At 26.6% G+C, this 18,463-nt stretch carries 17 protein-coding genes, 1 other RNA gene and 1 pseudogene; 14 read left to right on the top strand and 5 right to left on the bottom strand.

The features are described 5' to 3' along the window. Positions 1-167: 167 nt before the first annotated feature. From Q4A58_RS08110 to Q4A58_RS06375, 6 genes and pseudogenes are all read left to right on the top strand, one after another. Positions 168-1,912, top strand: a pseudogene (locus tag Q4A58_RS08110) (DUF4037 domain-containing protein). Between the two features lie 19 nt (positions 1,913-1,931). Beyond that, positions 1,932-2,540 carry a DUF4125 family protein gene (locus Q4A58_RS06355; protein ID WP_303117579.1) on the top strand — a complete coding sequence of 203 codons (609 nt, stop codon included), beginning with the start codon at positions 1,932-1,934 and terminating at the stop codon, positions 2,538-2,540. Between the two features lie 148 nt (positions 2,541-2,688). Then, complete coding sequence (locus Q4A58_RS06360; protein ID WP_303117580.1) at positions 2,689-3,021, top strand: hypothetical protein; 333 nt, start codon at positions 2,689-2,691, stop codon at positions 3,019-3,021. A 30-nt stretch (positions 3,022-3,051) separates the two neighbouring features. Next, complete coding sequence (locus tag Q4A58_RS06365) at positions 3,052-4,185, top strand: aminotransferase class I/II-fold pyridoxal phosphate-dependent enzyme (protein ID WP_303117582.1); 1,134 nt, start codon at positions 3,052-3,054, stop codon at positions 4,183-4,185. Further along, positions 4,186-4,782 (top strand): pimeloyl-ACP methyl esterase BioG family protein, encoded by a 597-nt coding sequence (locus Q4A58_RS06370; RefSeq protein WP_303117583.1) that lies wholly within the window; start codon positions 4,186-4,188, stop codon positions 4,780-4,782. It begins immediately after the preceding gene. A gap of 23 nt (positions 4,783-4,805) precedes the next feature. Continuing rightward, on the top strand, positions 4,806-5,477 hold the full coding sequence (locus Q4A58_RS06375; RefSeq protein ID WP_303117584.1) for a methyltransferase domain-containing protein: 672 nt from the start codon (positions 4,806-4,808) through the stop codon (positions 5,475-5,477). A gap of 360 nt (positions 5,478-5,837) precedes the next feature. Here the strand turns inward: Q4A58_RS06375 and Q4A58_RS06380 are convergent, their stop codons facing one another. The 3 genes from Q4A58_RS06380 to pssA are packed head-to-tail and all read right to left on the bottom strand — an operon-like array spanning position 5,838 to position 9,133. Beyond that, positions 5,838-7,289, bottom strand: a complete 1,452-nt coding sequence (locus Q4A58_RS06380; RefSeq protein ID WP_303117586.1) for a TrkH family potassium uptake protein — start codon at positions 7,287-7,289, stop codon at positions 5,838-5,840. A gap of 3 nt (positions 7,290-7,292) precedes the next feature. Continuing rightward, complete coding sequence (locus Q4A58_RS06385) at positions 7,293-8,369, bottom strand: glycosyltransferase family 9 protein (protein WP_303117587.1); 1,077 nt, start codon at positions 8,367-8,369, stop codon at positions 7,293-7,295. 5 nt (positions 8,370-8,374) lie between these two features. Then, positions 8,375-9,133: a CDP-diacylglycerol--serine O-phosphatidyltransferase gene (gene pssA, locus Q4A58_RS06390; protein ID WP_303117588.1), complete on the bottom strand. Its 759-nt coding sequence runs from the start codon at positions 9,131-9,133 to the stop codon at positions 8,375-8,377. 216 nt (positions 9,134-9,349) lie between these two features. Here pssA and Q4A58_RS06395 point away from each other — a divergent pair, with 216 nt between their 5' ends. From Q4A58_RS06395 to minE, 7 genes are all read left to right on the top strand, one after another. After that, on the top strand, positions 9,350-10,063 hold the full coding sequence (locus Q4A58_RS06395; RefSeq protein ID WP_303117590.1) for a YlmH/Sll1252 family protein: 714 nt from the start codon (positions 9,350-9,352) through the stop codon (positions 10,061-10,063). A gap of 9 nt (positions 10,064-10,072) precedes the next feature. After that, on the top strand, positions 10,073-11,599 hold the full coding sequence (locus Q4A58_RS06400) for a hypothetical protein (RefSeq protein WP_303117592.1): 1,527 nt from the start codon (positions 10,073-10,075) through the stop codon (positions 11,597-11,599). Between the two features lie 54 nt (positions 11,600-11,653). Beyond that, positions 11,654-11,748, top strand: an RNA gene (gene ffs / locus Q4A58_RS06405) — signal recognition particle sRNA small type. Between the two features lie 55 nt (positions 11,749-11,803). Next, positions 11,804-12,760 (top strand): nitronate monooxygenase, encoded by a 957-nt coding sequence (locus tag Q4A58_RS06410; RefSeq protein ID WP_303117594.1) that lies wholly within the window; start codon positions 11,804-11,806, stop codon positions 12,758-12,760. A 79-nt stretch (positions 12,761-12,839) separates the two neighbouring features. Then, complete coding sequence (minC, locus tag Q4A58_RS06415; RefSeq protein WP_303117596.1) at positions 12,840-13,481, top strand: septum site-determining protein MinC; 642 nt, start codon at positions 12,840-12,842, stop codon at positions 13,479-13,481. Positions 13,482-13,485: 4 nt separating this feature from the next. After that, positions 13,486-14,280, top strand: coding sequence for a septum site-determining protein MinD (gene minD / locus Q4A58_RS06420; protein ID WP_303117598.1), 795 nt, complete (start codon positions 13,486-13,488; stop codon positions 14,278-14,280). A 4-nt stretch (positions 14,281-14,284) separates the two neighbouring features. Beyond that, the gene (minE, locus tag Q4A58_RS06425; RefSeq protein WP_303117600.1) at positions 14,285-14,596 is read left to right on the top strand and encodes a cell division topological specificity factor MinE; all 312 of its coding nucleotides are present in this window, start codon (positions 14,285-14,287) and stop codon (positions 14,594-14,596) included. A gap of 60 nt (positions 14,597-14,656) precedes the next feature. On the opposite strand, the gene argS is transcribed toward minE, so the two are convergent. Both argS and Q4A58_RS06435 read right to left on the bottom strand, forming a co-directional pair. Further along, on the bottom strand, positions 14,657-16,366 hold the full coding sequence (argS, locus tag Q4A58_RS06430; protein WP_303117602.1) for an arginine--tRNA ligase: 1,710 nt from the start codon (positions 16,364-16,366) through the stop codon (positions 14,657-14,659). 565 nt (positions 16,367-16,931) lie between these two features. Next, positions 16,932-17,864 (bottom strand): YafY family protein, encoded by a 933-nt coding sequence (locus tag Q4A58_RS06435; protein ID WP_303117604.1) that lies wholly within the window; start codon positions 17,862-17,864, stop codon positions 16,932-16,934. A gap of 80 nt (positions 17,865-17,944) precedes the next feature. On the opposite strand from Q4A58_RS06435, the gene Q4A58_RS06440 reads away from it, so the two are divergent. Further along, a complete protein-coding gene (locus Q4A58_RS06440) occupies positions 17,945-18,322 on the top strand; it encodes a pyridoxamine 5'-phosphate oxidase family protein (protein WP_303117606.1) in 378 nt (125 codons plus the stop codon). Positions 18,323-18,463: the final 141 nt, after the last annotated feature.

An 18,463-nucleotide genomic window follows, 5' to 3' on the forward strand; every position in this document is an offset into this window, starting at 1 on the left:
ATTAGGAAGCGCCATTTAAAAAAAATATATTTATATATAGATAAGCACACTTAAAGGTGTGTTTTTTATTTTTACTTAGAAATATTATATAAACAAAGTCGTATTTCAAAATTGACTTTATTAATATAAAATAATATACTTAAAATAATAAAATTATTGGAGGAAATATGGATTTAGATAATTTAAAAAGAAAGAGAGAAAAATATCAAATAGAAGGAAATAATTTAAAAGAAGTAGAGTGTTTAAGAGAAATTTTAACTTTTATAGCCATTAATTATGGAAAAGAAAGTGATGAATATTTAAAAAACTTAAATGAACTAGGAGGTTCTTTAAAATATATCGGTTTGTATGAAGAAGCAGAATCTAAGTTAAAAGAGGCAATGGAAATTATTTTAAAAAAATATAAAGAAGAGAATATTGCCTATGCAACAACATTACTTAATTTGACGGAAGTTTATAGGTTTGCTGGAAAGTATAATTTACTTGAAGAAAATTACAAGAAAATATTTGATATATATATAAAAAATAATATGGATAAGACTTTTTCTTTTGCAGGACTGTGCAATAATTTTGGACTGTACTATCAAAATATAAATGAATTTACTAAAGCATATGAACTACATATAAAGAGTTTAAAGATATTAAAAGATTTGGATAAAGAAGAATATTTACTGGAATATGCAGTTACTCTTAGTAATCTGTTCAATCCAACTTTACAGATGGGAATGAAAGAAAAAGCCATAGATTATTTAAATAAATCTCTTGAAATGTTTGAAAAAAATGTAGGAACTAATCATCCCTTATATGCAGCTTCTCTTAATAATATGGCAATTTATTATTTTAATGAAAGGAATTTTCAAAAAGCAGTTCAATTTTTTGAAAAGGCAGCTGAAATATCAAAGTTAACAATGGGAGAAGAAAGTGATAATTATAAAAATATTGTCAGCAATATAAAATTTTTAAAAGAAGAAGTGTTAAATAAGGAGATTAAATAGTGAAAGGTTTAGAATTGTCAAGAAGATATTTTTATGATATAGTTTTGCCAGCTTTTGAAGAAAAATTAAAACAAGTTCTTCCTCTTTGTGCTTTTGGTTTAGTAGGAGAAGGGTCGGAATGTTTTACTTATGACGATGAAATATCGAGGGATCATGATTTTGGCCCTTCAGTTTGTATATGGTTGAAAGAGAATGACTATAGGAAATATAGAGATAAAATAAACATAGTTCTTGAGAATTTACCAAAAGAATTTAAAGATTTTTCAGCTATAAAAGAAAGTGAATGGGGAAAGGGTAGAAGAAATTGTCTAATTTTAGAAGATTTTTATTTTAAATTTTTAGGTCTTACAAGAGTTCCTAAAACGATTTTGGAATGGAAGAATATTCCTGAAACTGCTTTGGCAACAGTGACAAATGGAGAGGTATTTCTTGATAACTTAGGATACTTTTCTAAAATTAGAGAAGGGCTTTTAGATTATTATCCTGAAGCAATAAGACTTAATAAAATTGCAACTCGTTGTATGAACATTTCTCAACATGGTCAATATAATTATATAAGATGTTTAAAAAGAAATGATTTTATAGCTGCAAATCAAGCTTTATATCTATTTGTTGATGAAGTAATTCATTTAGTATTTCTTATTAATAGGAGGTATAAAATATTTTATAAATGGGCGAATAGAGCTCTTCTAGATTTAGAAATATTAGGGGTAGAAATTTATAAAATTTTTCAAGATATGGTGTTTTCACAAAATAAAATACCTTATATAAAGGAAATTTGTGAAATCCTAATAAAAGAATTAAAGAAACAAAATTTTACACAAATTGAAAGTGATTTTTTAGGTGATTTTGGAGTGGATATACAAAAAAATATAGATGATGATTTTTTTAAAAATTATTCACCATGGTTGGATTGAACTTATTGATGGAGAAAAGATGAAAGAAAAAAATGAGATAATAGAAAAAATTTTAGAGAAAGAATGGGAATATTTTTCAAATTTAAATAATATTGGAGGAAGAGCTATCTGTCAAGATAATAAGGAAGAATTTATTATAATGAGAAAATCACAGTGGCTTACATTTAATATAGAAACATTACTTTCATATTGGAAAGATTTAAACTCGGCACAAAATCCTGTTTTTAAAAAATATGCAAGAATGATGAAATATACTATGGAAGGAGAATACAAAAAGATAGAATATATTTTAGAGGAAATATCACTAGAAAAGAAAGATTTAGTTAATAAAATAATGTTAATTTATATGAAATGGGAAGAAGAATTTTTTTCAAGTTATCCTGTATATGCTTCTATGGGGAGAGCTCTTTATAGTTATCAAGACACTCCAGAAGAAACTTCAATAGAAACTTATTTGAAAGGAGAATTGTATTCTTATTCTGAAAAAACCTTGTATTCATATTTAAATTTTATAATAGAAATGTATGAAAAAAATAATAATTTAGCAATAGAAAATATGAATAATATAGCTAAATTACAAGGTTTTAAAAATTGTCAAGAAGTAGAAGAGTATTACAAAATACCTTAATTAAGTAACTGAAAAAATTGTTAGAAAGACTGAAGCTATTGTTTATAATTTGTTCTATGAATTTAAAAAAATATATGTTATCATTAATAATAGATATTTTTTCTATTATAAATAATATAATTGCTTATTTTTATAGGGAGGATTAAAAATGAGTACAGATATAAATACTAAAAGTGACTTTAATATAAAGCTATACTATGAATTTGGTGGTAGTATTGAATGGCTGAGAGAAGAGATAATAAAAAAGAGATATGATTCTTTTAGATATTTATTACCTATTAAGAGTAAATCTAATGCTAATATTATTTTTGAAATATCTTCGTCCGCTGATTCAGAAGAAAAATATATAACTATCACTTCGCTTTTGAAATTTGCAAATATTATTAATCTCCCAAAAATAATTTGTAAAAATCTTAAACTTAATTCAGAAGAATGTGCTTTTATGTATTCGTATTTAAAAGAAACATATTTTGAAAAATAAGAATATATGGAATAAAATTGAGGAATATTTATGTTAAGAGAAAGTCTAGAAAATGAATTAAGAAATCTGGAAGAAGATTTTAGGTTGCGAGATATCAAAACAAATGATAAAGGTCTTTTTAATCTTTCGTCAAATGATTATTTGGGAATAATGAAGGATAAATATATATTTGACGATTTTTTTTCAAAGATTAATTTTTCTGATTTTAAATTTACTTCTGCTTCTTCGAGATTAATAGATGGTTCCTATTCTATTGTAATGAAATTAGAGAAAGAAGTTGAAAGAATATATGGGAAGCCTTGCTTAATTTATAATTCAGGTTTTGATGCAAATTCTTCTCTAATAGAAACTTTTTATAATAAAGATAGTTTAATTATAAGTGATAGATTAAATCATGCGAGTATTTATGATGGTTGCATAAACTCAGGAGCAAAAATACTGAGATATAATCATCTTGATAATATGGCACTTGAAAGACTATTAGAAAAATATTCCAGAAAATATAAAGATATACTTGTGGTTACAGAAACAGTTTATAGTATGGATGGAGATATAGCCGATATAGAGAAAATAGTTGCTCTAAAAAACAAATATGAATTTCAACTCATGGTGGATGAAGCTCATTCCTATGGAGTATTTTCTTATGGATTAGCACACAAACAAAATTTAGTTAAGCATATAGATTTCTTAGTAATACCTCTAGGCAAAGGGGGGGCATCAGTAGGAGCTTATGTTATATGTGATGAATTATATAAAAGGTATTTAATAAATAAAAGTAGGAAATTCATTTATTCAACAGCCTTACCACCAATAAACAATCTTTGGAACTTATATATATTGAAAAATATTAAAAGTTTTGAAACTAAGATGAAAGATTTAGAAAAACTGGTAAAATTTTCTTTAGAAAAATTGAAAAGCTTAGATATAAAAACAGTTTCTAATACGCATATTATAAGTGTTATAATAGGAGATAATAAAAAAACGAATGCTTTAGTAGAAGCTCTAAAAAAACATTTTTATCAAACTTATGCAATAAAAGAGCCTACAGTACCTAAGGGAACAGCAAGGTTGCGTTTGAGCTTGTCAGCAGATATGAAAGTAAAAGATTTAGAGATTTTCTATAGGACTTTAAAATTGGAGATGAATAGATTAAAAGAGGATTAGATGAAAAAAATATATTTTTTTAATGGTTGGGGAATGGATAATAAAATTTTGTCAAGTGTTAAAAACACAAGCTCTTATGAAGTAGAAATAGTTAATTTTCCATATAATATAGAAATCAAAGAACTATTAGGATATGAAGATATTATATTTATTGCATGGTCCTTTGGAGTTTATTATTTAAATAAATTTCTAAATGAAAATAAAAAACTCAGATATAGCAGATCAATTGCGATAAATGGACTTTCTGAAACAATAGGGAAATATGGAATAAATGAAAAAATGTTTAATTTAACTCTTGATACACTTGACCCTGAAAGGCTTTTAAAGTTTTATGATAATATGGATATAGATGAGTTTTTTCAAAAGAGCTCTAAAAATTTTGAAGAAATTAAATATGAACTAGAATATTTTAAAAAAAATTATAAATTATTAAAAAATATTATAGATTATTCTTATATAGGTAGTTATGATAGAATAATACCTAGAGCAAAACAAGAAAAATTTTACAGAGAAAATGGAGTAAAGTATAAAATTATTAATTGTGGTCACTATCCTTTTTCCTGTTTAAAAGATTTTAAAATTATAATAGAAGAATAAAAAGTAAAGTTGAGGCAGCATAGATGAATTTTAATAAACATTTTGATGAATACGAAAATTATTCATCTGTACAAAAAAAGGTTGCAAAAAATTTAGTAAATTATATGTCTAAGAAAGATGTTTTTAAAGAAGAGAATAATACAATTTTTGAAATTGGTTGTGGCACAGGAATTTTTACTAGAGAATATCGAAAAGAAATAACTGGGAAAAACAATTTAATTTTAAATGACAAGTTTGATGTGAGGAAGTATATAGCAGATATTGAATATAAGATTTTTAAAGAAGGAGATGTATTAAATATAACTATAGACAAAAGTGATTTAATACTTTCCAGCTCAGTATTTCAATGGGTATCTGATTTAGATAGACTTTTAAAAAAAATTTCTGAATCATCTAAAAAATTATGCTTTTCAACCTATATTGCAGGTAATTTAATTGAAATTAAAGAGCATTTTGGGCTTTCTTTAAACTATAGATCTTTAGAAGAAATAGAAGAGGTAGCTAAGCTGTACTTTAAAGAAAGATCTTTTTACAAAGAAACTATAAAAATAAATTTTGAATCTCCTCTAGAACTTCTAAGACATCTAAAATATACAGGAGTGACAGGACTTCAAAGACCATCAGTTACAAATATAAGAAGCTTTAAAAATAAAACTTTGAGTTATGAAGTTGCATATTTTATTTGTAAAAATTAAAAAAAAGGATTTACATTTTATACTTTTTTCTATACTGGGGGTATTCCATTTCATATCAAAAAATAAAAAACATTGAAAATAAAGAAAAAACTATAATGATTATTAGTATGTGGATACATTACAACATATGAATTTATAAAGTACTCAATATAAAAATTGGGTACTTTTTTATTTTAAAGCCTGCAGGACGTAAAGCTATTTATAAAAACTAACTATTTTTTATAATTGGAGATATGAAAAAGGCATCTACTCAAGTTATGACTAATGGTTATAAAATGCTTTTTAGTCTATAAATAGAAGCCCAACTCATGAAACCAATATAAGTATTCTTTAGAGATAAATTTGCAATATCCTCTTTTTTTAATCAATATGCTTGTAAATTCGAGGAGATATAAGAATAAGAAGGGGTATAATTTCTAAACGCCCTAATAACATTCCTAAGGACAATATATACTTCATAGGAGATGAAAAATTATAAAAATTATACGTAGGTCCTACAGCATCAAGCCCAGGCCCTATATTATTAAATGTTGCGGCAATGGCACTAAAAGCTGTTAAAAAGCTGTTAGTTTCTAAAGAAACAATTAAAAGTAATATACAAAAAGTTGTAACATAAAGTAAAAAATAAGTGCTGACTCCATCCGTCATATCTTTATCAACTGGCTTATCATCTAGTTTTAAATTTATAACTTTATTAGGATGCCCAATTTTTTTAAATTCTTTAAGAACTTTTTTTAAAACAATTACTACTCTAGCGACTTTAAATCCACCTGCAGTAGAACCTGCACAGCCTCCTATAAACATAAGAAATAAAAGTATTACTTGAGAAAAAAGAGGCCAGTCTCCAAAATTTACAGTCGAATAGCCAGTTGTGGTTATAACAGAAGAGACAGTAAAAAATACATCTCTTATCATATCGAATACGGAACTGTAGGTTTTGTAAAGATTAAAGCAGATTAAAGATGTAGAGCCAAATATAAAAAATAAATAATATTTTGTTTCTTCACTTTTTAGGACCTGTCTTATATTCCCTAATAATAATAGATAGAATAGGTTAAAATTTAATCCAAAAGCTAGCATTCCAAAACTTAAAACATAATGTATATAGGAACTATTGTAGAATGCAATACTAGAATTTTTTGAGCTAAATCCTCCAGTTCCAGCAGTCCCAAATGCATGGATACAAGAATCAAAAAAATTCATACCTCCAAACATTAAAAGAACTATCAATATTCCAGTTATAGAAAGATAGATGATATATAATATTCTTGAATTATAACTCATTTTAGCTACTAATTTTCCTACACTGGGCCCAGGAACTTCTGCCCTCATTATATATAGAGCTTTATTATTACCTTTTGGAAGTATAGCTAGAACTAAAACTAAAACTCCCATCCCTCCAACTAAGTGTGTAAAACTTCTCCAGAAAATTATAGATTTGCTCATAGCTTCAATATCAGTTAGAGTTGATGCACCTGTTGTTGTAAAGCCACTTACGCTTTCAAAAAAAGCATTTGCAAAATTAGGTATACTGCCACTTAAATAGAAGGGAAGAGCTCCAAAAAAAGATACAAGTAACCATGAGAGAGATACAATAACTAAACCTTCTCTAGAAAAAAAACTATGATCTTCTGGATTTTCCTTGGAAAATTTATAGGCAAGTATAGCTAAAATAATTACTGGAATAACAAACGAAATATAAATTCTAGGCTCTTCTCTATAGTAAATGCTAATTCCAATTGGAAAGATAAATAGGAAAATTAAAATTTTAAATAGATTAGAGAGAACATAGTATATAATTTTTTTGTTCATAGACTACTTCCTTTTGTTATTTTCGAATAATTGATCAATCTTATTACAGATAATGTCTACAGATATGAGATTAAACTTCTCTTCAGTACTTAATTTTATAAAGTCTTCGTTTGACATATTAAACTCAAGAGAAACACTATATGGTGATAATCCCATATTTTTATGATTTGGAAAAGGAAGCCATTCTTTTAATTCAGAACTGGGGCTAAAAATTGCAAGGGAAGGTAAATCAATTCCCTGTGCAAGATGCCTTGCCCCTCCTTCATTTCCTATATAAAAATCACAGTTTTCCAAAAAAGGAATTAATTCTCTTATAGTGGGAGTTTCTATATTGGAAAAAATATTTTTATTTTCTCCCATCTCTTTATGTATATTTTGTATTGCAATTTTTTGTTCAGGTGAAAAGAAAAATATTACTTGAGCATCATATTTATCTATTAGATAATTAACAACTTTTTTCATTTTTTCAATTGGATATATTTTATGTTGAACTCTAGAATAAATAGAAAAAGCTATGATAGGTTTTGAAAAATCAACGCCAGCAGCCTGAATGATTTTTTTATATTTTTCTTTTTCTTCATCGCTAGCTGAAAATTTGAAATCATAGGATAAATTTAAATTAAATCCGATATCTGATATTGGAGATAACAACTGTTTTAAAAATTTATCAACCTTATTTAAAGATTCAGGTTCTTTCATTTTATGAGTATAAGTATAGCCTCTCCATTTTTTATATCTTCCTATTCTTAAAGGACTTTTTAAAGAAAAAAGGCAAAATAGTTCGCTTTTTGGGGTTGACATAACATCAATGATGATATCATATTTTTTTCTAGTGATATTGTAAACTTTTTTAATATATTTAAAAATATTTTTTCTTTCTTCATCTTTTATGGTAATGACATTATCTATATAAGGATGATTATAGAATAAATGAGCCATTTCTTCATATAATACATAATCTACACTAGCATTTGGAAAAGTTTTTTTTAAAGAATTACAAAGCGGTAGTGTTAAGATTGCATCTCCTATTCTTTTAAATCTTATGATTAAAATGTTAATTTTATCTTCTTGAGAAAACATAAAAATTACTCCTCCTCAACAACTTCAATAAATTCCTCAATAGTAGGATCTTCTAAAGAGCTTTCAGGGAAAAATCTTCTATTGAAATAAGAAATCAAATTTAAAATTGTATAGGTGAAAGAAACTACAAAAAGGCTATATTTTAAAGTGATAATAATAATCAGTATTAAAATAGGTGCTAATTTTTTAGGAATAAAAGAGAAAGTTTTATCTGGAGTTTTAAATGGTATAGTACTTACCATCAAACTAGCAGAAATAACTGTTACACCTATAAAGATATTTATGTCAAATAGCTGAAAATCAAAATTTTTATAAATTGTGACACAAATCATATAGTAAGATATTACCATTGCTGCAGCATTAGGTATAGGCATTCCGCTGAAATCACCTTTCTCGCTTGATGCAACATTTATTATATTGAATTTAACAAGACGCATAACTCCACAAAGAGCATATATAAATGAAACAGGTAGCGTAAAAACTCCTGTTGGAACAGAAGAGCTTAAAATTGAATATACTAACATTGAGGGAGCTAAGCCAAATGAAATAGCATCACAAAATGAATCAAATTCCTTACCAAATTCACTAAAAGCATCCAACTTTCTAGCTGTTTTTCCATCTAAACCATCACAGATCATAGCAAGAATAATAAACCAAATTGCCATATCATATCTGCCCTTTATAGATTCAGTTATGCTTAAATATCCTAAAAACATATTTCCTGCAGTAATAAGATTTGGAGCTATATATTTTTTCTTAACCATATTTTAATACCTCACTTTAAAAGTTTGCTACAAAAAGTAGCGATTTATCTTAATATTATATACTTCTTTAAATAATCTTTCAAGTTACTTTATAAATTTATTATTTCTCTCTAAGTTATATAAAAAGACTGTGAGTATAAATCAAAAATAAGCTTTAAAAAAATAGAATTTATGGTAGTATATGTATAAGTTGATTAGAAAAGAGAAGGAAGAAAAATGGAAAAATTAAATAACTGTATAGAATTATGTTTGAAAAATGATACTGTAATTTATTCAAGTAATTTCTATCCACTTTCACAATTAAAAAATTTAAGTTGCAAGGATGTAAAATTTGAACTAAAAGCTTTGAACGAAGAAAGTGAAAAAAATATAATAGCCTTTTATCCAAAAGATTTTCCAAAAGAATGTATATTTTTTCCAGTGAAGTTTTTTAAAATTCTAAAAAAGTCAAAATTTGTTTCGCTGGAACACAAGCATTATTTAGGAACTATTTTAAGTCTGGGAATAAAGAGAGAAGTATTTGGTGATTTGTTAATAAAGAATGAAATTTGTTATGGTATAATAATAGAAGATATGTTTAATTTTTTAAAAGAAAACTTAACAAAAATAAATACCTCACCTGTTGAAGTTATAGAAATTGAATCAGATGAAATTCCAAAAACTGAATTTAAGGAATTTGATATAAGAGTAGTCTCACTAAGGCTTGACAGTGTGGTGGCAGAGCTTTCAAATTTTTCAAGAGTAGCAGCAGTTAATTATATTGATTTAGGAAATGTTCAAGTGAATTATAAAGTTGAAAGAGAAAAGAAAGCTAAGATAAATATGGGGGATGTAATAATTATAAGGAAAATTGGAAAATTTATTGTTTGTGAAGAAAGAGGTTTATCTAGGAAAGATAAATTAAAAATCTTAATAAAAAAATTTGTATAGGGGTTAAATATGATAACTAAAGTGAAGAGAGTAATTGTTTTGATATTTTTGCTTATATTTATTCTTATAGTTGGAGTTTTTCTTGCTAAAGATTTTATAATGAAGGAAATTTTGCAAAGAAAATTGAGTAAGATAAATAATGCACCAGTTTATATAGAAAATGTTTTTTTGAGTCCTTTGGATAATTATATAGTGATAAAGGATATAAAAATATCAAGTACAGTAAATAAAGATAGTCAATTTATAAAAATAGATGAGTTTAAAAGTTATTATAATGTTGACTATTCTAAAAAAAGAGTTACATTCAGTGATACTGAAATAGAAAATATGGTATTTTTTGAGAATATAGAACCAAATGATATAAAGATTTCAAATAAAAATGATATTTTTTCAGATCGTATAACAGAGGCAGAAGAAAACTTTAAAAGAGATCAAGTTCTAAATGAATTAAAAAGTTTATATTTAGAAAAAATAGACATAGACAGTGTAAAAATAGATGAGGCCATAAAGGAGAAATATGCGAATCTTGAAACAATAAAGCAAGGTTTGAAAAGTGATCCTAACTTTAACGATTTGGATGATATAAAAGACAGTTTAAAGAAAATAAGGGATGTAAGAAGAGATAATATTTCAGAAGTTTTAAATGAAATATCAAAGATTGGAAAGTCATCAAAGAATATAGCAAAAAATATGGATTTAGAAAAAATTAAATTTCAATTTAATGAACTTAGAAAAGGGGAACAATTTAAAGAAATTTTAAATGAGATCGTGAAGGATTTTTTAAATAAGAATAAATTTATATTACAGGATTTAGATAGCTATATAAATCTATATTTAAATACTGTCTATGAGCAAAAAATATATGAATTTTACTTAAAATATTTAAAGCTAGTAAATGAAATTGATAGAAGGAAATTCCTAGAAAATATTCAAGAAAATAAAGATGACTGGGAATTATATTTTGATAGCATTAGTTTGACATCAAATATGTATGGAATTAACTTCAACGGAGAAATAAAAGACTTTTCATCAAAAATAACAGAGAATAAAAATAATATTAGTTTTAAATTATTTGGAGAAAAAGGTCAAACAATAGGAGAGTTACGAGGATATATTAATTTTCAAAAATATCAAACAGAAATGTCCTTAAATGTTCCAGAGTTAAACTCAGTAGATTTTAATAATAGAACTTTTATAGCAGGTGAGGCAGCAGTAAATCAATATGTTTACACAGATAATGAATTTTTGCATACTGAAGGAAAGATATATTTTAAGAATTTAAAGTTAAATGGAGAAGAATTAGCTAAAACTATGAAAATTGGAGATGATTTAATAAGAGAATTAGTAATTCCTATTCTTTCAGAACTAAAAGGTGGAGAAGTATCTTATACTTATGATACTAGGAGTAGAAAATTAATTTTAAAAACAGACTTTGCAGATATTTTTGAAAAAATTATAAACGATGAAAATTCTTCTTTAAAAGTTAAAATGAGGGAAAAAATAAAAGAGGAGTATTTAAACAAATTTTTGAATTGATGAGAAGTATTTTATAATTGACAGTATTTATTTAAAGTGATATAATTAATAGCCCTTAGGGTTTTACGATATATTGATATTGAACCGTGTCAGGTCTGGAAGGAAGCAGCACTAAGATACTTAATATATGCGTATTTTCCCTTAGGGTATATTTATAATATGACAAAGTAGAAATATAAGATATATTTTACAGGGGGTTATTGAATGAAAAATAATAAAATATGTGAATTGTTAGGGATAAAATATCCTATATTTCAAGGAGCTATGGCATGGATATCTAATGGAGAATTAGCTGGAGCTGTTTCAAGAGATGGTGGCTTAGGTATTATTGCTGGTGGTGGTATGGAGCCAGAGCTTTTAAGAAAAAATATAAAAATAGCAAAAAAAATAACAAATAATCCAATAGGTGTAAATTTAATGCTTCTTCGTCCTGATGTTGCAGAACAAGTTGATGTATGTATAGAAGAAGGAGTTAAAGTTATAACAACTGGAGCTGGAAATCCAGGACCTTTTGTAGAAAAACTTAAAGAGGCAGGTATAAAAATAATTCCTGTAATTCCCACTGTTAAATTAGCAGAGAGAATGGAAAAAATAGGAGTAGATGCAGTAATTGTAGAAGGTACGGAAAGTGGAGGGCATGTTGGAAGTATAACAACTATGGCTCTTTTACCTCAAATTGTGAATGCTGTTAAAATTCCAGTTATTGCAGCTGGAGGAATAGCTAGTGGAAAACAATTTTTAGCAGCGCTTTCTATGGGAGCAGAGGCTGTTCAATGTGGAACTATATTTTTAACTGCAAAAGAATGTCTAATTCACCAGAATTATAAAAATGCTATTTTGAAGGCGAAAGATAGATCAACAGTAACTACTGGAAATTTTACTGGGCATCCTGTGAGAGTAATAGAAAATAAATTAGCAAAAGAGATGTTAAATTTAGAGAAAATGGGAGCAAGTAAAGAAGAAATAGAGGAATTAGGAAAAGGAAGTTTAAAACTTGCAGCTGTAGATGGAGATGCAGAAAATGGAAGTATAATGTCTGGACAAGTTGCAGCAATGGTAAATGAGGAAAGAACAACAAAAGAAATATTAGAATATTTAATGAAAGACCTACAAGTAGAAACTGAAATTTTAAGAAAAAAATTAGAAAATTGGAATATATAATTTTATTATATTTGAAAAAGCAAGTTTGATATGGTATACTTTTTAAAAATATACCATATTTTTTTTTAAAGGTGAGTTTATGAGTAACCATATAGTAATTAAAGGGAAAAAAGATAGATTAGAAATAAATTTAGATCCTAAAATAGATTTTTTAACTTTATCTGAAAAATTAGCTAGCAAGTTAAGTGAAGCAAGAGCTTTTATTGGTAAAAGTAACTTAGCTATAGAATTTGCAGGTAGACCTTTAAGTACAGAAGAAGAAAACATTTTGATAAAAGTAGTTACGGAAAATAGTGATATAGTAATAGCATATGTTTTCTCAGAAAAATTTAATAAAGAAGATATGAGATATAAACTGTCCAAACCTTTGGCAGAAGAAGGGAAAACATATTTTTATAGGGGTACTTTGAGATCTGGAGCTAAGATAGAATATGATGGAAATATAGTTATAATGGGAGATGTTAATCCAGGTGCTATTGTAAAAGCAAAAGGTAATATACTTGTGATAGGACATTTAAATGGAACTGTTTATGCAGGGCTTAATGGAGAACCAGATGCTTTTGTAAGTGCAGCAGCATTTAATCCTATACAAATAACTATAGGTATAAAAACCATAAATAATTTACAAAAAGAAATTTTAGATTCAAATAGAGTTAAGAAATCTAATAAATTTAAGATTGCTCATATAAAAAATCAAGAATTAATAATTGAGGAGTTGTGATAAGATGAGTGCGAGAGTTATAGTTATTACTTCTGGAAAAGGTGGAGTTGGAAAAACTACTACTACTGCAAATATAGGAGCAGCTCTTGCTGAAGCAGGAAGTAAAGTTTTACTTATAGATACAGATATAGGTCTTAGAAACCTTGATGTTGTGATGGGCTTAGAAAATAGAATAGTGTATGATTTGGTAGATGTAATAGAAGGAAGATGTAGAATAGCTCAAGCTTTGATAAGAGATAAAAGATGCTCTAATCTTTCTCTTTTACCCGCAGCTCAAATAAGAGATAAAAATGATGTTTCGCCAGAACAAATGCAAACATTAATAAAAACTTTAAGAGATGATTTTGATTTTATTCTAGTTGATTGTCCAGCAGGGATAGAGCAAGGCTTTAAGAATGCTATTGTTGCGGCGGATGAAGCAGTAGTTGTTACAACGCCAGAAATTTCAGCGACAAGAGATGCAGATAGAATTATAGGGCTTTTAGAAGCTTCAGGGATAAAGGAGCCAAAATTAATTGTCAATAGAATAAAGATGGAGATGGTAAGAGAAGGTAATATGCTAAGCGTTGATGATATGTTAGACATATTAGCAATTAAGCTTATTGGGGTAGTTCCTGATGATGAAGCAATAGTTATTTCAACAAATAAGGGAGAACCTTTAGTGTATAAAGGCGATAGCTTAGCCGCTAAAGCTTATAAGAATATAGCTAAAAGAATTAAAGGTGAAGATATTCCATTTTTGGATTTAAATGTAAAAATGGGCTTATTGGACAAAATAAAATATGTTTTCAAAAGGTGATAAAATGGGTATTTTTAGTTTTTTTAAAAGAGAAAAATCAAAAGAGGATGCAAAGAATAGATTAAAGTTCGTTTTAATTCAAGATAGGGCAATGTTACCTTCAGGAGTTTTAGAAGATATGAAGGATGATATTTTGAAAGTTTTATCAAAATATGTTGAAATTGATAAATCGAAACTAAATATAGAAATTTCACCTTGTGAAGATGACCCTAGAAAAGTAGCTTTAATAGCAAATGTACCGATTATAAATAAAAATAAAAATGTTGAAAAAGTTTCATCAAAAGGTGGAGTAAAGACAACAAAGATAAAAAAATAAAAAACAAGGGGCTATTGCAAATTAAATTTTAAAAAGTTTTGCAACAGCCCATTTTTTTTTTTACATTTTATTTAATACCTTTATACCTAATAAACTAAGACCTTCTTTTAAAACTTCACCAGTTTTCTTTATGAGCTTAGCTCTTGATTTTAAAGTTTCAATATCTTGATTAAGTATAGGACAATTGTTATAAAAGCTATTCAATTTTTTTGATAATTCATATAGATAATCGGCAATTAAGTTAGGTTTAAATGATTCAGCTGCCTTTAAAATTGATAATGGAAAATTTAATAAATAACTTGCTAAGGCTCTTTCAAATTTATTCTCTAGCTTTATAGAAATAATTTCATCTAGAATAACATTTTTGTCATTAAGCTTTGAAAGAATAGATTGAATACGTGCATATGAATAAAGCAAATAAGGAGCCGTATTTCCTTCAAAACTTAAAATTTTATCCCATTCAAAGATAACTGGACTCTGCCTATTTTGAGACAAGTCTGCATATTTAACGGAACTTATACCAACAACCTCAGCAATATTTTGTTTTTCTTCTTCATCTAATTCAGGATTTTTCTCATTAACTATTTGATAAGCACGATTGTGAGCTTCATCTAAAAGCTCTTCAAGCCTTATAACATTTCCTTTACGAGTCGAAAAAATACCATCAGAAAATCTCATTATTCCAAACCAAATATGGTGTTTCTCAACATTCCAACCCAGCATATCTGTTATTTTAAAGAATTGTTTAAAGTGATCTTGCTGTCTTTCATCGGTAACATATATAATTTTATTTAAATTATAATTATCTTTTCTAAATTTTACAGTTGCTATATCAGATGTTGCATAGAGAAAAGCACCATCTTTTTTTTGTACTATACAAGGAAATAAATTATCATTTTCATCAAAAAATACAACTTTGGCTCCTTCATCATCTATAGCTATTTTTCTTTCAACTAATTCTTCAACAACTTTAGGCATCATAGGATGATAAAAAGATTCACCATAGTAGGTATCAAAATGTATGTCCATTCTCTTATAAAGTTTATTATATTCATTCAGAGAAGCTTCTATAAATTCTTTCCAAAGAGCATTATTTTGTTCATCACCATCTTGTAATTTTTTTAATTCAGCTCTGGCAACATCTTCAAGTTCAGGATTTTCTTCAGCAGCCTTAGAAAATTCAACATAGACTCTTTCTAATTCATCTACAGGATTTTTTTTATAAGCTTCCTTATCTAGATAGTTGTTGTAGCCTATGATAAGCTTTCCAAACTGTGTTCCCCAATCTCCAATATGATTATCTGCAATCATATTATAACCCAAATATTTATATATTCTATAGATTGAATCACCAATTATTGTCGATCTTAAATGCCCAATATGCATTCTTTTAGCAATATTAGGAGAAGAGTAATCTATTATAACATCACCTTTAGTATTTAAAAAAGAGAAATCATATTTTTCTCCAATTTTATTTATAGAATTTGAAATATAGGAATTTTTTAAGAATATATTTATAAATCCTGGTCCAGCGATTTCAATATTTTCTATAATGTCATTTTTAGGAAAATTTTCTTTTATTTTTTCTGCAATTTTTCTAGGATTATCTCCAATAATTTTAGAATTCATCATTGCAAAATTACATTGAAAATCTCCAAAATTTTCATTGGTTGCAATAGAAATCTCTAGAGCTTTTAAATCCTTATCAGGATAAAGTTTGCTGATGACTTCTTCAAAAATATCTGTTAAATCTTTGGTAATTATTTTCATATTTTTTCTCCAATTATATATAAAATTTGTTTTTATTCACATTTGGGTATCTAAGAAAAATTTTCGTTTTTCCAAAACTCATTTTTTCTAAGATAACCATAAAAAAAAGAAAATCCGACCAGTCGCCTCATTACGGTTTTAGTCGCCAAAAAATAAGTGGTAGTCAGGTATTTAAAATATACAGTATCCGTAATATGTAGAAATATTCGTGATTAATCTGAACTATTATAAACAGAGCCAACTCCAGTGACGACATTAGGCCCAAAACCTCCTGGAAATAGCGGAAGGGTCAGAAATATTATAGTTTTATTATAACATATAAAAAAATTTTTTCAATTAGATTTTTGAAATATAGCTCAGTCTAAAGAATTTTTATCAATAGTTTTTCATTTTTAAATTACTGAAATATTTTATTTGAAATAAAAAATTCTCAATATTTTAAATTCAAAAGATAAATAAGGATATCTAGAGAAATTTTTTGAGGATTAATTTTTATGAAAAGTAAGGGTTAATCTTCTTATTTTTTAATAAGTCATTTTTCAAAAATGTAGATATGACTAATTTATTAATCGTATTTTTTTAAAATTTTTTTTAATTTTTTAATATAGGCGTCTTTTAAAATTTTAGGATATTCAATTCTTACATTGTCGCCCAAACCGACTAAATAATGAACCATATAGTCTAGTTCCTTTTTATTGAAACAGCCAAATATATAAGATTGATTATTAATTTCTTCTAATCGCATATTTGGATAATTTTTTTTCATAAATAGCTCTTTGCCAAATTTAGTTAGTGCACATTTGAACTCAATATTGTGATATGTTTCTTCATAGAGGTTCAAAAAACTTTTTAAATCTTCTGGCGTATAGGAATGTTTCATTGTGTTAATAGCACATTCTTTTATATAATCACATCTATAGACTCCAAACATATTGTTATTTATATCTAGGGCATGGCAGAACCAAACTCCATTTCTATAGAATAAATTATAAGGAAGTACTTTTTTAAATACTTTTTCATGCTGAGTATATAGAATATTTATAATTTTTAAATCTAATATAGCCTCTAAAACCATAGTTAAATAATTAGTGGGGTTGACTGGAGGTATACTATGATAATCCACAACTTTTAATAATTTTAAAATTTTTTCTTTTTGATTCAAGGGTAAAGTTGCCAATAATTTTTTATAAAGTAAGGGATAGGACTTTTCAAACGGTGTAGTTGATAGAGCTTCTAGGGATTTCAAAGCAAAAAATATAGAGGTCAACTCGCCTATATCAAAATGCACAGGAATTATTAATTTTTCATTTATTAATTTATAGCCTCCATTTCTTCCGTTTTCAACATAAAAAGATAAGCCCATTAATTCTAGCTCTTGTATATCCCTTAGAGCAGTTCTTTTTGAGATATTAAATTCATTTATTAAATCTGATAGGTTAAAAAATTTTTTTGAACTTAAAAATATTAATTCTTGATTGAGTCTTTCAGCTTTTTTCATAAATTTTCCTAAAAGGTGTCTATTTTTGTCACTATTATATGATAACATATTTATACAAAAATAAAAAGGAGATGATATTTATGTCGGTATTCAATGAAAAGTTTTTTGAAGTTTTAAATTATGAAGGAGTTGTATCAATAGTTTCTTGGGGAAATGGTGAAGCAAATATAACAAATACTTGGAATACATATTTAGTTGTAAAAGATGATAGAATTTTATTACCTGCTGCAGGAATGAATAGTACAGAGGCTGATGTTAAAGTAAATAATAAAGTAAAAGTTACTCTTGGAGCAAGGGATGTTATGGGCTTCAATAATTATCAAGGAACGGGATTTTTAATAGTAGGGACTGCTAGATTTGTTGAGGCTGGCGAAGAATTTGATATGATGAAAGAAAAATTTCCTTTTTTAAGAAAAGTTTTAGAGATTAAAGCTGAGACTGCAAAACAACTACTATAATTAAATTATATAAAAATTTTTAGAGGCTGTTGTTGTACTGCACTCATAATCTTGGACACAAGATTGAGGTGCAGTTCATTGTAAGCCTCTTTTTTTATTCCTAAGGAAATTATAAAATGAATTTCAAGTCTTCATTTCTGA

It is taken from the genome of Fusobacterium sp. (genome assembly GCF_030528405.1).
Classification (GTDB): Bacteria; Fusobacteriota; Fusobacteriia; order Fusobacteriales; family Fusobacteriaceae; genus Fusobacterium.